General features: G+C 55.6%; 13 protein-coding genes. 1 reads left to right on the top strand and 12 read right to left on the bottom strand.

Annotated features, from left to right (window positions below; genetic code table 11):
* Window positions 1–15: 15 nt before the first annotated feature.
* Window positions 16–975 (bottom strand): 23S rRNA pseudouridine(955/2504/2580) synthase RluC, encoded by a 960-nt coding sequence (gene rluC, locus J4728_RS01685; protein WP_208210978.1) that lies wholly within the window; start codon window positions 973–975, stop codon window positions 16–18.
* A 573-nt stretch (window positions 976–1548) separates the two neighbouring features.
* Here rluC and rne point away from each other — a divergent pair.
* On the top strand, window positions 1549–4752 hold the full coding sequence (rne, locus tag J4728_RS01680) for a ribonuclease E (RefSeq protein WP_208210976.1): 3204 nt from the start codon (window positions 1549–1551) through the stop codon (window positions 4750–4752).
* A gap of 256 nt (window positions 4753–5008) precedes the next feature.
* Here rne and flgL read toward each other — a convergent pair whose 3' ends face one another.
* The 11 genes from flgL to flgB form a co-directional block, all read right to left on the bottom strand.
* Window positions 5009–5962: a flagellar hook-associated protein FlgL gene (gene flgL / locus J4728_RS01675; protein WP_001223032.1), complete on the bottom strand. Its 954-nt coding sequence runs from the start codon at window positions 5960–5962 to the stop codon at window positions 5009–5011.
* A gap of 14 nt (window positions 5963–5976) precedes the next feature.
* Window positions 5977–7638: a flagellar hook-associated protein FlgK gene (gene flgK, locus J4728_RS01670; protein ID WP_208210974.1), complete on the bottom strand. Its 1662-nt coding sequence runs from the start codon at window positions 7636–7638 to the stop codon at window positions 5977–5979.
* Window positions 7639–7702: 64 nt separating this feature from the next.
* On the bottom strand, window positions 7703–8653 hold the full coding sequence (gene flgJ / locus J4728_RS01665; protein ID WP_000578685.1) for a flagellar assembly peptidoglycan hydrolase FlgJ: 951 nt from the start codon (window positions 8651–8653) through the stop codon (window positions 7703–7705).
* Entirely contained in the window at window positions 8653–9750 is a 1098-nt protein-coding gene (locus J4728_RS01660) for a flagellar basal body P-ring protein FlgI (RefSeq protein WP_001518955.1), read from the bottom strand. Before J4728_RS01660 ends, flgJ begins: the two co-directional genes overlap by 1 nt.
* An 11-nt stretch (window positions 9751–9761) precedes the next feature.
* The gene (flgH, locus tag J4728_RS01655) at window positions 9762–10460 is read right to left on the bottom strand and encodes a flagellar basal body L-ring protein FlgH (protein ID WP_001174897.1); all 699 of its coding nucleotides are present in this window, start codon (window positions 10458–10460) and stop codon (window positions 9762–9764) included.
* Window positions 10461–10514: 54 nt separating this feature from the next.
* On the bottom strand, window positions 10515–11297 hold the full coding sequence (flgG, locus tag J4728_RS01650) for a flagellar basal-body rod protein FlgG (protein WP_000625851.1): 783 nt from the start codon (window positions 11295–11297) through the stop codon (window positions 10515–10517).
* Window positions 11298–11310: 13 nt separating this feature from the next.
* Window positions 11311–12066, bottom strand: a complete 756-nt coding sequence (locus tag J4728_RS01645) for a flagellar basal body rod protein FlgF (protein ID WP_208210972.1) — start codon at window positions 12064–12066, stop codon at window positions 11311–11313.
* 20 nt (window positions 12067–12086) lie between these two features.
* Window positions 12087–13298 carry a flagellar hook protein FlgE gene (gene flgE, locus J4728_RS01640; protein WP_000010562.1) on the bottom strand — a complete coding sequence of 404 codons (1212 nt, stop codon included), beginning with the start codon at window positions 13296–13298 and terminating at the stop codon, window positions 12087–12089.
* 26 nt (window positions 13299–13324) lie between these two features.
* On the bottom strand, window positions 13325–14023 hold the full coding sequence (gene flgD / locus J4728_RS01635; protein WP_000020450.1) for a flagellar hook assembly protein FlgD: 699 nt from the start codon (window positions 14021–14023) through the stop codon (window positions 13325–13327).
* Between the two features lie 11 nt (window positions 14024–14034).
* Entirely contained in the window at window positions 14035–14439 is a 405-nt protein-coding gene (gene flgC, locus J4728_RS01630; protein WP_001196448.1) for a flagellar basal body rod protein FlgC, read from the bottom strand.
* A 3-nt stretch (window positions 14440–14442) separates the two neighbouring features.
* Window positions 14443–14859: a flagellar basal body rod protein FlgB gene (gene flgB, locus J4728_RS01625; protein ID WP_000887043.1), complete on the bottom strand. Its 417-nt coding sequence runs from the start codon at window positions 14857–14859 to the stop codon at window positions 14443–14445.
* Between the last annotated feature and the right edge of the window lie 64 nt (window positions 14860–14923).

Here is a 14923-nt window from a genome sequence, read left to right as displayed (position 1 = left end):
TGCCCGAGAGAGGAACTATTTTGCGTTACGCAGCACCTGCAGACAGCGCTTCAGGGCGTTATCCATCGGCGCTTCAATGCGCATGACTTCGCCCGTTCCCGGATGCGTGAACTTCAGCGCCGCGGCGTGTAAAAAGAGACGTTTAAGACCGGTTCCCGCTTCGGTAAGCTGTTGATCAAACTCACGGTCGCCGTAGCGATCGTCGAACGCAATAGGGTGACCGGCATATTGGGTATGTACGCGAATCTGATGCGTACGGCCCGTTACCGGGCTACAGCGCACCAGCGTGGCGAAGGCATAGCGCTCTTCCACCTTGAAGCGCGTTTCTGACGGTTTGCCGTCCTGGCTCACGCGAACAATACGTTCGCCGCTTTGCAGAATGTTCTTTAATAATGGCGCCTGTACGGTTTTAACGTGCGATTGCCACTGGCCGCGCACCAGCGCCAGATAATCTTTCTGCATTCCCTTTTCGCGCAGTTGCTCATGCAGCGAACGCAGCGCGGAGCGTTTTTTCGCCACCAACAGCACGCCGGAGGTATCGCGGTCAAGACGATGCACCAGTTCCAGGAATCGCGCTTCCGGACGCAACGCCCGCAGCCCTTCGATGACGCCAAAACTTAACCCGCTCCCGCCGTGTACGGCGGTGCCGGAAGGCTTATTCAGCACCAGAATATGGTCGTCTTCATACAAAATGACGTCCGCCAACGCCGCCACTTTTTGCAAATGCGGCGACACGGCCTCTTCTTCGCGTTCAGCAACGCGAACCGGCGGAATGCGGACTTCATCGCCCGCTTCCAGTTTGTATTCCGGTTTAATGCGTTTTTTGTTCACCCGCACCTCGCCTTTACGCAAGATGCGATAAATCATACTTTTTGGTACCCCTTTCAGTTGGGTGCGCAAAAAGTTATCAATGCGTTGCCCCGCTTCGTCAGCGGCGATAGCAACAATTTTTACGGATGGCGTTTCTGTTTTCATGGGGGGCGATTCTAAATAGCCTGTGAGATTCGCGCCACACATTTTTCTATGCTTATAGAGACGTCTACGCCAGTGGATGAACATTTTTCACTGCGGTTTTGCTGGTTATTAAAGCGATTGGCTCACGCTGGTGAAAAAACTGTGAGTAAGCGGGTGATAAATGGTAAAAGTCATCTTGCTATAACAAGGTTAGCAGTGGAATAATGATGCGGTTTCCGCACCGAAACTTGTTAAAACAAAAAGTTTAGCGGAATAACCCATTTTGTCTGACCGATCATCAACGCAGCAATGGCGTAAGACGTATTGATTTTTCAGACAGTTAGCGGGCTGCGGGTTGCAGTCCTTACCGGTAGATAGGATCTTCTCTGGAGAGTAATGCCCAGGCTGCTTCCCTGATAATTGCGCTGTGTTTCCGTATGAAATACAGGCAACCGACACTCTGCGCCTCTTTGAGCTGACGATAACCGTGAGGTTGGCGACGCGAAATAGTCACGAGGCCATCGGTTCATGCCCGGTAAGGCGTCACCATGCCCGCAGCTTAGTCGTCAACGTAAGAATAATGAGTAAGTTACGATGAAAAGAATGTTAATCAACGCGACTCAGCAGGAAGAGTTGCGCGTCGCCCTTGTAGATGGGCAGCGTCTGTACGATCTGGATATAGAAAGCCCCGGACACGAGCAGAAAAAAGCGAACATCTATAAAGGCAAAATTACCCGTATTGAACCGAGCCTGGAAGCGGCTTTTGTTGATTACGGCGCAGAACGCCACGGTTTCCTCCCGTTAAAAGAAATTGCCCGCGAATATTTCCCCGCTAACTACAGCGCTCATGGTCGCCCGAACATTAAAGACGTGTTACGCGAAGGCCAGGAAGTCATTGTTCAAATCGATAAAGAAGAGCGCGGCAACAAAGGCGCGGCGTTAACCACCTTTATCAGTCTGGCGGGCAGCTACCTGGTACTGATGCCGAATAACCCGCGCGCGGGCGGTATCTCCCGTCGCATTGAAGGCGACGATCGTACCGAGTTAAAAGAAGCGTTGGCCAGCCTGGAACTTCCTGAAGGGATGGGGCTTATCGTACGTACCGCGGGCGTGGGTAAATCCGCCGAAGCGTTGCAGTGGGATTTAAGCTTCCGCCTGAAACACTGGGAAGCCATTCAGAAAGCCGCTGAAAGCCGTCCCGCGCCGTTCCTGATCCATCAGGAAAGCAACGTCATCGTACGCGCGTTTCGCGACTATCTGCGTCAGGATATCGGTGAAATCCTGATCGACAATCCAAAAGTGATGGAAATGGCGCGTCAGCATATCGCCGCGTTGGGCCGCCCGGATTTTAGCAGCAAAATTAAGCTATACACCGGTGAAATCCCGTTGTTCAGCCATTACCAGATCGAATCGCAGATCGAGTCAGCGTTCCAGCGTGAAGTGCGCCTGCCCTCCGGCGGCTCCATCGTCATTGACAGTACCGAAGCGTTAACCGCCATCGATATCAACTCCGCCCGCGCGACTCGCGGCGGCGATATCGAAGAAACCGCGTTCAATACCAACCTGGAAGCGGCCGATGAGATTGCCCGCCAGTTGCGTCTGCGCGACCTGGGCGGACTGATCGTTATCGACTTTATCGATATGACGCCGGTACGTCACCAGCGCGCGGTAGAAAACCGCCTGCGTGAAGCGGTGCGTCAGGACCGGGCGCGTATTCAGATTAGCCATATTTCCCGCTTCGGCCTGCTCGAAATGTCGCGTCAGCGCCTGAGCCCGTCGCTGGGCGAATCCAGCCATCACGTGTGTCCGCGCTGTAGCGGTACCGGCACCGTGCGCGATAACGAATCTCTGTCGCTGTCCATTCTGCGCCTGATTGAAGAAGAAGCGCTGAAAGAGAATACGCAGGAAGTCCATGCCATTGTTCCGGTGCCGATCGCCTCTTATCTGCTTAACGAAAAACGGACGGCAGTTAACGCTATTGAGACGCGTCAGGATGGCGTCCGCTGTGTCATCGTCCCGAACGATCAGATGGAAACGCCGCACTATTCCGTGCTGCGCGTACGCAAAGGGGAAGAAACGCCGACCCTGAGCTACATGCTGCCGAAGCTGCACGAAGAAGCGATGGCGCTGCCTTCTGAAGAAGAGTACGCCGAGCGTAAACGCCCGGAACAGCCTGCGCTGGCGACATTCGCTATGCCAGATGTGCCTCCGGCGCCGACGCCTGTCGAACCGGCGGTTAGCGTCGCCACGGCGAAAAAGGATAATGTTGCCGCCGCGCAGCCTGCCCAGCCGGGTCTGTTTAGCCGCTTCCTTAACGCGCTGAAACAACTGTTCAGTGGTGAAGAAACGAAAGCCGTCGAAACAGCCGCGCCGAAAGCGGAAGAAAAAGCGGAGCGTCAGCAGGATCGTCGCAAGCCACGGCAGAACAACCGTCGCGATCGTAACGAACGCCGCGACACCCGTGATAACCGTGCCGGACGTGACGGCGGCGAGAGCCGCGACGATAATCGTCGTAACCGTCGCCAGGCGCAGCAGCAAAATGCGGAAGCGCGCGATACCCGCCAGCAGGAAACGGCGGAAAAAGTGAAAACCGGCGATGAGCAGCAACAGACGCCGCGTCGCGAACGCAGCCGCCGCCGCAATGATGACAAACGCCAGGCGCAGCAGGAAGTAAAAGCGCTTAACCGCGAAGAACAACCTGTCCAGGAGACCGAGCAGGAAGAACGCGTTCAGCAGGTTCAGCCGCGCCGCAAGCAGCGTCAGCTTAATCAGAAAGTCCGCTTTACCAACAGCGCAGTGGTTGAAACGGTTGACACGCCGGTCGTCGTCGACGAACCACGCCCGGTTGAAAACGTTGAACAGCCCGTTCCAGCGCCGCGTACCGAGCTGGCGAAAGTTGATTTACCTGTCGTCGCCGATATCGCGCCGGAGCAGGATGATAGCGTAGAACCTCGCGATAATACCGGTATGCCGCGTCGCTCCCGCCGTTCTCCGCGCCACCTGCGCGTAAGCGGTCAGCGTCGTCGTCGCTATCGTGACGAGCGCTACCCGACACAATCGCCGATGCCGCTAACCGTCGCCTGCGCGTCGCCGGAAATGGCGTCCGGTAAAGTCTGGATCCGCTACCCGATTGTCCGTCCTCAGGAAACGCAGGTTGTTGAAGAGCAGCGTGAAGCAGATCTGGCGCTGCCACAACCGGTTGTCGCTGAACAGCAGGTTATCGCTGCGACCGTAGCGCTCGAACCACAAGCGTCGATACAGGCGGTAGAAAACGTTGCCGTTGAGCCGCAGACCGTCGCCGAACCACAGGCGCCGGAAGTCGTCGAGGTCGAGACAACGCATCCGGAAGTGATTGCCGCGCCGGTTGATGAACAGCCGCAACTGATTGCCGAAAGCGATACGCCGGTGGCGCAAGAGGTTATTGCTGACGCCGAACCGGTAGCAGAAACCGCCGACGCGTCCATTACGGTGGCTGAAAACGTGGCTGATGTTGTCGTTGTCGAGCCAGAAGAAGAGACAAAAGCGGAAGCGGCTGTTGTGGAGCACACGGCAGAAGAAACCGTTATCGCACCGGCCCAGGTGGTGGAAAAGCCTCAGGACGTTGTCTGCGTTGACGATCATAACCACGCCAGCGCGCCGATGACGCGTGCGCCAGCGCCGGAATATGTGCCGGAAACCCCGCACCATAGCGACTGGCAGCGCCCTTCCTTCCACTTTGAAGGTAAAGGCGCGGCAGGCGGACACAGCGCTACACGTCATGCCAGCGCCCCGGCGACACGCCCACAGCCGGTAGAATGATGTAAATACCGATACAAAGCCGACCGCCAGGTCGGCTTTTTTATGCCCCTTACAGGGCGATGCCTCACTCCATGGCGTCTTTTAGTCACTCCAGGCGTTTATGAGATTGGGCGGGATAATACGTACGGATGGCGTCGCTACGGGCGCGACAATATGACCACTAACTCAATGACGACTAAAAAAATGCCCGCGCCGGGGTGGATGGCGCGGGCAGACAAAACATATCCAGTTTCGTGATATGTTTCAAAAAGAGGCGTTACCGGTTCAACTGGAAAAGCGACATTCCCTGCATGTCGGTAAACGTTTTATAGGACGCCTGTAATGCCGCCTGTTGCATGACGTAGGAGGAAATGACCGAGTTCCAGTCCACATCTACCAGGTTGCTCATCTGCAACTTCTGTCCCAGCGCACGGTCGCTTCCCAGTGAATCCAGCGTACTGAGTTCGCTCAGTTGCGTTCCCAGTTCCGCACGAACGGTCAGGACGTTATTGAGCGAATTTTTTAAGCCGCGATTGGTTTTATCAATGGCGGCAGCGGCCTTTTCTTTTTCCACGTCATTGCCTTCCACCGGGGTCTTGAGTGCGGCAATTGCCGTATCGAGCATGACAAACAGATTCTTTTCGGAGTCCGAGCCATCCGGTTCCGGCACCGCATTGCTGGTGATGCTATTAAAAATTTGCGCTCCCGTATGGCCAATTACCATCGTGCGTGCGGAATCCACCTGCTGGGTAACACTTTTCTCGCCGCCATGATAACCACCTGTCGCCTGGTCGAATGGCGCCGCTTCCGTTTTATACCCGGCAAAGATATAGCGACCATTGCCGTCAGTGCTGTTTGCCAGGTTCATCAGCTGATCGCGGATCCCCTGTAAATCCGTCGCCAGCGACGCGCGGTCATCGTCGCTTAACGTGCCGTTTCCGGCATAGACGATTTTTTCCTGCGCGGTTTGAATCGCCGTCGTCACCTGACTGAGTACGCTTTCTTCCAGCGACACTTTTTGGGTGGCAAACGTACGCGCCAGGGCGTACTGGCTATTCTGCGCCTGCGCCTGAGAGAGTACTACCGCCTGCGATGCGGCGATCGGATCGTCAGATGGGTTGGTAACGCGCTTACCGGTAGACATCTGCTCGCCCAGCTTCATCCATTCGGCCTGAGAATTAGTGATGCCGCTCATATTTTGTTCGTACATCATCTGGGTACTGATACGCATGTCATCCTTCTCCTTTAGCGAATATTCAGTAACGCATCAAACAGCGCATTCGCGGTCTGCAATACTTGCGCATTCGCCAGATAATACTGCTGATAACGCTGCAAATTGCCGTACTCTTCGTCGAGGTTAACGCCGGAAACCGACTGTTGCTGTTTATAAAGCTGTTTAACCACATTCGCTTGCGTGGTGCTGCTGGTTTTCAGCGTTGACGTTTTGTTACCCACATCGCTGACCAACGTGGCGTAAGCATCGTTAAAGGTTTTGTTGCCGCCCACTACGTTGCTATTTTGTAAGTCCAGCAATGCCTGACCATTGCGGTTATCGCTGTCGCCGGTATCCACGTCAGGATCGAGTTTTGACTCAGACGCCATCGCAATCTCGGCTTCATTCGTCACTTTAACGTTCATGTCGACGATAGCATTGCTGACCGGCTTGAGAAGAAAACTGTCGTTTTTCTGTGCGCCGGTTCCTACCGTCACTTTCAGACCGTCAATCTCCAGTTTTCCGTCAGCATCTTTTGTCGCCGTGAAGGTGGTGTTATCCGCAGTGCGAGTAACCTGCCAGTCTGTACCGTCAAAAACAATCTTATAATCCGTCGCCTGAACCTTCGTGCTATCGACCACCTTAGCGGTTAGCGATACCGTTTTATCGGCATTATTACTGTTGCTATATACCACCGGCGAGCCAATGCTAAAGAAGTCTTTCCCTTTATTGCCGTCGGCGTCATAACCTTTGGTATGCTGCGCGTTAAACGCATCGGCAAACGCCAACGCCAACTGGCCCAGCGTATTACGAGTCTGATCCAGATCCCGAGAACGGAACGTCAGTAGCCCGCCGAGCGAACCGGTGTTCAGCAACTTTTCCGGAATTTCGATGTTACCGGCGGCCTCATCGACATAAGCGACAGTCGTTCGCGTCGGGTCGGCGCTGGAGGGAACCGCCGCCAACTGACGCGCCGTCGACCCCTGCACCAGCGTATAGCCATTGGCCATCGTCAGGTTATAGGTGCCGCCGTCCTGTACACTCACCTCGACGCCAACGATCTTGTTAAGCTCGCTGACCAACTGATCACGCTGATCGAGCAGGTCGTTCGGCGATGCGCCCGCGCCTACGCCCGTCATACGGGAGATTTGATCGTTCAGGTTAGCTATCTGCTTCGCGTAATTGTTGATTTGCGCCACGCTGGAGCCAATCGCGATATTGACCTGTTTATCCTGATCGCGCAGATACTGATCGGTGGTTTTGAACTGGTTTACCAGCCCTTCCGCTTTACCAATCAGCGCCTGACGCGCCGCAGGATCTTCCGCATTACTGACTAACGTTTGCAGGCTGGTAAAAAAACTCTGCAACGAACCAGACAGTGAGCTGGATTTATCGGCCAGCAGGTTGTCGATTTTCGACATCTGTTCATAGCGCGTGGTCAAGCCGCTGCTCTGGTTTTGCGCGCCGCGTAGCTGATTAGTGATAAACGCATCATATTCGCGCTGTACGCCTGAAACGTAAACGCCATTACCTATCCAGCCGCCAGCCCCTAACGTACTGTTTGCCTGCGCCAGAATAGTTGTCTGCCGGGTATAACCCGCAACGTTATAATTGTTGATGTTATTACTGACCGTATTTAACGCGGCCTGCGCGGCGTTAAGTCCGCTCATGGCGTGATTAATCAAGCTGGACATGATGGTTCCTTTTAATCCTTCAATACTCGTTGTTATCGGCAGCGACTACGTGGACTTGAGCAATTTAAAAGAGATTGTCGAGATTCGCGCTGTAGGTTTTGCTGACCTTTTCACTCATCGCTTTCAACTGCTGAATCATGCTGGTCAATTTACGCGCGTAATTCGGGTCAGTGGCGTATCCGGCGTTTTGCAGAGCCACTGCGCCCTGCTCTGCCGTGGCGGCAGTGGTCACGGCAGCGTAGCGTGGGTTACGCGTTAACAGCGCGACATAATCCGATAATGCCTCCAGATACGAGCTATAGACGCGGAATTTCGCTTTCACTTTTTTCGCTTCGCCATTTTCGTATTCAGTGGTGGTGATTTCCGTCACCGGCCCTTTCCAACTGGCGGTCGCTTTCACGCCAAATACGTTATAGCTGGGTTCGCCATTCTCCCGCAGGATTTGCCGCTGCCCCCAGCCGGACTCCAGCGCCGCCTGCGCCAGAATCAGATGATGCGGCACCCCGCTTTGTTCGCTGGCCAGTCTCGCCGGGAGCGAAAGCCGGGCCAGAAAGTCTTTACTGTCGCCGGAGAGCGGCGCATCGCTGCTGTCCGGCGTTTTCGGTATGGCTTTGCGCACCAGTTGGGTCAGCGCCTGATTTTGATAGCTGTTTACCGTCTCCAGGGAGAATTTAAGCGGTACTTGCGGCGCGTCATCCGCAGGCATCGTCTGCCCGCCCGTCATCTGTTTAACCATCATATCCGCCAGCCCCAATCCCTTACCGGCGGTCATCTGCTGGGCGATCTGCTGGTCATACATGCTGGTATACAGACGCGTCTGATCGCTGCTGAATAAACCATCTTTGGGTAAAGCCTCGCGCATACTTTTCAGCATCATCTGCACAAACATCCCTTCCACCTGACGGGCCACAGGACGGATATTCGCCGCCGGGTCCTGGCCCGCTTTCGCTTTCAGTTCGTTCAGAGATTGCGCATCCCAGGCCGCGCTGGCCAGCAATTTACCGTCTCCGATCATCAGATGATTTCCAGTTTGGCGCGTAGACAGCCCGCGCTCTGCATGGACTGCAAAATCGACATCAGGTCCATCGGCGTCGCGCCAAGCGCATTCAGCGCACGCACTACGCTGTTCAGATTGGCGCTGGAACGCACGCTCTGTAGCGATCCGCCGCTCTGACGCAAATCTATCTGAGTCTGTGGCGTCACCACGGTCTGCCCGCCGCCAAATGGCGTATTCGGCTGGTTGACGTTGAGCTGGCGATTGACTGTCACTGACAAATTGCCCTGCGCCACAGCGCAGCTATCCAGCGTGACTTCCCGATTCATGACCACCGAACCGGTACGCGAGTTGATCACGACTTTTGCATCCTGCGGCGTCACGTTGACTTCCATATTTTGAATGTCCGCCAGAAAACGCACCTGCGAGCTGTTGCCGCTGGGCACGCGTACCTGTACCGTTCGCGCATCAAGCGCAGTGGCGCTGCCGTAACCGCGGGCGCGGTTGATGGCGTCGGTAATTTGCTGCGCCATCGTAAAATCTTCGTCGTTCAATTGCAGATTAATGGTGTTGCCAGCGCCGAACTGAGTCGGCAACTCGCGTTCGATAATCGCGCCATTAGTGATGCGCCCGCCATTAAGCTGGTTAACCTGCACGCTACTGCCGCCTGCGGAAGCGCCCGCGCCGCCGACCAGAATATTGCCCTGCGCCAGAGCATACACCTGGCTGTCCACCCCTTTTAACGGCGTCATTAATAACGTCCCGCCACGCAGACTTTTAGCGTTCCCCATTGAGGAAACGACGACATCGATCGTTTGTCCCTGTCGCGCAAAAGGCGGATACGACGCCGTCACCATCACCGCCGCCACGTTTTTCAACTGCATATTGGTGCCGGTGGGGACCGTAATCCCCAGTTGTGACAGCATGTTATTCAGCGTCTGGGTGGTAAATGGCGTCTGGGTCGTCTGGTCGCCCGTACCGTCCAGCCCGACCACCAGCCCGTAGCCGATCAGCGAGTTTTCCCGTACTCCCTGGACACTGGTCAGATCCCGGATACGCTCGGCGTGCGCCAGAGTGGCGACCAGTGCCAGAACGATTCCTGCAAGAGCTTTAAACACATACACCTCGCTTACATCGGCGACAAATTAAGGAAGAAACGTTGCAGCCAGCCCATATTTTGCGCTTCGTTAATATAGCCGTTCCCGACATATTCAATCCGCGCATCCGCCACCTGTGTCGAGGGAACAGAGTTGCTGCCGCTGATGGTGCGTGGATTTACCACGCCGGAGAAGCGGATGAATTCCGTTCCCTGATTAATCGCGATCTGTTTTTCCCCCACGACGTGTAAATTGCCATTGGCCAGAACCTGATCGACGGTCACGGTCAGCGTGCCGCTAAAGGTATTGCTGGCATTCGCGCCGCCTTTGCCGTTAAAAGAGTTGCCGCCGGAGGCCTCCATATCCGCGCGGGAATTACCGAATAATCCCTGCAGATAACGCGGTACCGTATCAAAACCAAAACTGGTTTTGCCGTCGCGACTGGCATTTGCCGACGAGCTTTTACTGGCGCTGACGTTTTCCTGTAACACAATCGTGAGCGTATCGCCGATATTACGCGGTCGACGATCTTCAAAAAGCGGCTGATAGCCATAATTAATCGGCTGCGCAGACTGAAATATGGAGCCATTCGCCACCGGTACCGGGCCAGGTATCGGCTGCGCCGTGGTCGCCCCCTGCACGAGCGGTTTAGCGGGTATCCAGGCGCATCCTGTCAGCGTCGCGACCATCAGGGCCATAACTGGGTAAGCGTGAAGCGCGTATTTTTGCATTACCTTCATCTTCAAAATCAGGGAGCCGGTGGCGTATCCCCCACCGGCGGCCCCTTAGAGTTGCGTCAGTTTCTGCAGCATCTGATCGGTCGTCGATACTGCTTTACTGTTAATTTCATAGGCGCGTTGAACCTGAATCATGTTCACCAGCTCTTCCGCCACGTTAACGTTCGACGTTTCGACATACCCTTGATACAACAACCCCGCGCCGTTGAGCCCCGGCGTGCTTTCGTTCGGCGCGCCGGACGATTGCGTTTCGATATAGAGGTTCTCGCCGATGCTTTCCAGCCCGGTGTCGTTCATAAAGGTGGTCAGGTTAAGCTGCCCGACCTGAACCGGCGCGGCCTGCCCCTGCTGGGTCACGCTGACCACGCCGTCGCGGCCAATCGTGATGCTTAACGCGTTGGCCGGAATGGTGATTGCCGGCTGCACCTGAAAACCGCCCGCCGTCACCAGTTGACCATTCTGATCCACCTGGAAAGAGCCGTCGCGGGTATAGGCAGACGTACCGTCCGGCAGCATGACCTGGAAAAAGCCCTGCCCTTTAATCGCCACATCTTTACTGTTGTTGGTCTGCGACAGGTTCCCCTGACTGTGCAGGCGCTCCGTGGCGACCGGACGCACGCCGGTACCGATTTGCAGCCCGGAAGGCAGCGTCGTCTGCTCGGACGACTGCGCACCCGGCTGGCGGATGGTCTGATACAACAGATCTTCAAATACCGCGCGCTGACGCTTAAAACCATTGGTGCTGACGTTTGCCAGGTTATTGGCAATCACATCCATATTGGTTTGCTGCGCGTCCAGACCGGTTTTGGCGATCCATAATGAACTGATCATAAAATGTCCTGTATTAACTCATCGACAGCAGTTGGTTAGCTCGCCCTTCGTTCTCATCTACGCTGGTGATAACCTTCATCTGCATTTCAAAACGACGTGCGTTGGCGATCATGTCGGTCATGGCTTCAACCGGCTTGACGTTACTGCCCTCCAGCACGCCCGACATAATGCGAATTGACGGGTCGGCGGCCAGTACCGCCCCGCGTTCAGCCTGTGCCTCGGCGGTAAGGCGGAATAAACCGTCATCGCTCCGCTGCACTTCATTGCCTTCCGCTTTGACCAGCTTCAGCCGCCCAACGGGCGCCACCGTGTTTGGCGGGTCGCCGGGATTGAGCGCGGAGATCGTGCCGTCTGCCGCAATGGTGATTTCCGACCCTTCAGGAACGGTAATCGGGCCGCCTTCGCCGATAACCGGATGTCCCTGAATGGTTAACTGCCCGGTCGGACCCACCTGGATATTCCCGTTACGGGTATATCCTTCAGCGCCATCCGCCGCTTGCACTACCAGCCAGCCGCCCTGCTGTAACGCAACATCCAGCGGACGGGAGGTGTAGTCCAACTGACCCGGGGTCATATCCGCCCCCGGCGTCGACGCCGTAACCAGCGTGCGCGTTGCTAAAGAGAGGCCATCAACAGGCACCGCGCGTAACGCGTTAAGCTGCGCGCGAAAGCCCGGCGTTGAGGCATTAGCCAGGTTGCTGGCCGTTACCGCCTGCTGGTTAAGCGTCTGGCTGGCCGCCCCCATAGCGGTATAAATTGCGTGATCCATTAAGCTATCCCGTCAGGCGCTTAGCGCAGGTTAACCAGCGTATTGAGGATCTGGTCCTGAGTTTTGATGGTCTGCGCATTCGACTGGTAGTTACGCTGCGCGACGATCATATTCACCAGCTCTTTACTCAAATCCACGTTAGAGGCTTCCAGCGCGCCGTTCGTCAGCTTACCGAAGTTGCCGGAACCGGCAGTCCCCAGCAGCGCAACCCCGGAGGCCTGCGTCGCCGCCCAGACGTTATCGCCCTGGGATGCCAGACCTTCGTTATTGGCGAAGTTAGCCAGCACAATCTGCCCCAGCACCTGCTCCTGCTCGTTGGAGTAGTTGCCAACCACGGTGCCGTCGTTGTTAATCTGGTAGCTCACCAGGTCGCCCGGCTTATAGCCGTTCTGATTGGTGGCGACGATGTTGTTAGCCCCGGTGTTCTGCTGCATGGAGTTAAGGAAGCTGAGGGAGAAGGTGGCCGCTGTCGCGCCATTAATCGTACCGGTGGTGATGTTCACCGTACCGCCGGATTGCAGTGTCCCGTTTGCGTTAAATACCAGAGTGGTTGATGGTGCCGCCGGCGCTGTGGCTGCAGGATCGCTGCTGTCATGGGTGTACACGGCCCATTCATTATCTTTGGTTTTCACAAAATAGACGTTCATGTCATGGGCATTACCCTGGCTGTCATAAACGGTGACGGTGCCTTTTTTGTTATACGAATCCGCATCACTCACGCTAAAGGGCGTTTTAGACGGTACAGGGTCCGTTGAGTTCAGGTTGATCTGCATTGACGCGGTGGTGGTCGATTTCGCCGCCATCAGCGTGTTCGGAATGGTGATCGGCGCAGGATTCGCCCCCTGCTGAATGGTCGGCGGCGTACCGGTGGCCGGATAGCCGGTCAACTGCATCCCCTGCATATTGACCAGGTTACGGTTCTCGTCCAGTTTGAACTGGCCGTTGCGGCTATAGAACACGGAACCGTTGCTGTCTACCAGGCGGAAAAAACCGTTCTGGCTAATCGCGACATCCAGCCCGCGCCCGGTGTTCGTTGTCGTACCGTCGGTAAAATCCTGGGTAATCCCCGCCACTTTTACGCCCAGCCCCACTTTGGAACCGGCGAACATATCGGCAAATGATGCCGTACCGGACTTAAAGCCATAGGTGGCGGAGTTGGCGATGTTATTACCGATAACATCAAGGTTGGTGGCCGCAGCGTTCAGGCCGCTAACCGCTTGAGAAAAAGACATGACTGACTCCTGATAAGTGTAAGGGCTTAGATTATTTGCCGAACTTCGTCGAGTGTGGTGGTGCCGTAGGTACCCAGATCCAACAGGTTGCCGTTACTGCCCTTCGTCACGCCCTGTACCAGAGCGAATTGCAGCGGCTGCGCCACCAGTTGCGTCCCGCCATTGCTGGCGGTAATCGCAATGTTGTAAGAACCATTCGGTACCGTTGTTCCGTCCGTTTGCTTACCATCCCAGGTAAAGGTGTGTACCCCGGCTCGCAACTCACCGATCTCCAGCGTCCGTACCACCCGGCCATCTTTATCGGTAATGGTTGCCGTCACTTTGTCCGCAGGCTGTTGCAATTCCACGCCAAACGGCGTCGTGGACGTCACGGCCCCTTCTTCCGCGCCTTTACCCGCCAGAATTGTGGTGCCAGGCACCATAACGCCATGTCCAATCAGCGTGGTCGCCTGTAGGGACTGACTATTATCGATTTGCCCGGAAATAGCCCCCAGCGTCGTATTCAGTTTTTCAATGCCGCTCACGGTACTGATTTGCGCCAACTGTGTCGTTAACTCATTATTTTGTAATGGGTTAGTCGGGTCCTGGTTCTTCAATTGCGCGACCAGTAAGGTCAGGAAACTGCTTTGCAGATCGGCAGCGTTGCTTCCGGTCATCGACCCGCTGCCGGTCGTCGTTTTGACGCCCGTGTTGGTCGGGTCATTCATATTTACGGCAATAGACATACGCGCCTCCTTTACTGGCCTAATGTCAGCGTTTTAAGCATCATGCTTTTTACGGTATTCAGGACTTCGATATTTGCCTGATAGCTGCGCGAGGCTGACATCGTGTTGACCATTTCGCCGACCACATCGACGTTGGGCATTTTGACGTAACCATTAGCGTCCGCCAGCGGATTGCCTGGCTCATAAACCAGCTTTTCCGGTGCCTGACTTTCAATCACGCTGGCGACCTTTACCCCGCCAGTGGCTTGACCCGGCGCGGCGTCCACCTGAAAAACCACCTGTTTGGCGCGATAAGGCTGTCCGTCCGGGCCGGTGACGCTATCCGCATTCGCCAGGTTACTGGCCGCAACGTTCAACCGCTTGGACTGCGCGGCAAGCGCCGATCCGGCAATATCAAAAATGTTTAACAGCGCCACGAATTAGTTTCCTCCCTGTAGCACATTCATCATGCCTTTGAGTTGGCTACCCAGAACGGTAAGCCCCATCTGATATTTGAGACTGTTATCCGCAAACTGCGTACGTTCCCTGTCCATATCTACGGTGTTACCATCCAAAGAAGGCTGATCGGGTACGCGGTAAAGCAGATCCACTGCGGGAGAAGAGACCGCCTGGGCGGGAATATGGTGAGAGGAAGTCAACGTTAACGCGACGCCGCCGGTTTCTTCCCGTCCACGCACCATCACTTTTTTTAACTCACTGGCAAAATCAATATCGCGCGCCTGATACCCCGGCGTATCGGCATTGGCGATATTCGCCGCTAATATTTCCTGACGTTGCGCGCGCAGATTTAGCGCTTCCTGCTGAAATCGTAAGGCGGCATCGAGCCTGTCGAGCATATCTCCTCCGCAAATGGCAAAATTCAGCCGACAGCTTAAATGCCTTCACGCGCGCGTTATCGCC

Source organism: Salmonella sp. 32070601201500089SM, from assembly GCF_017573605.1.
Taxonomy (GTDB): domain Bacteria; phylum Pseudomonadota; class Gammaproteobacteria; order Enterobacterales; family Enterobacteriaceae; genus Salmonella; species Salmonella enterica.
The sequence above is the reverse complement of the archived record's forward strand: the minus strand, read 5'-3'. Positions and strand labels throughout refer to the sequence as shown.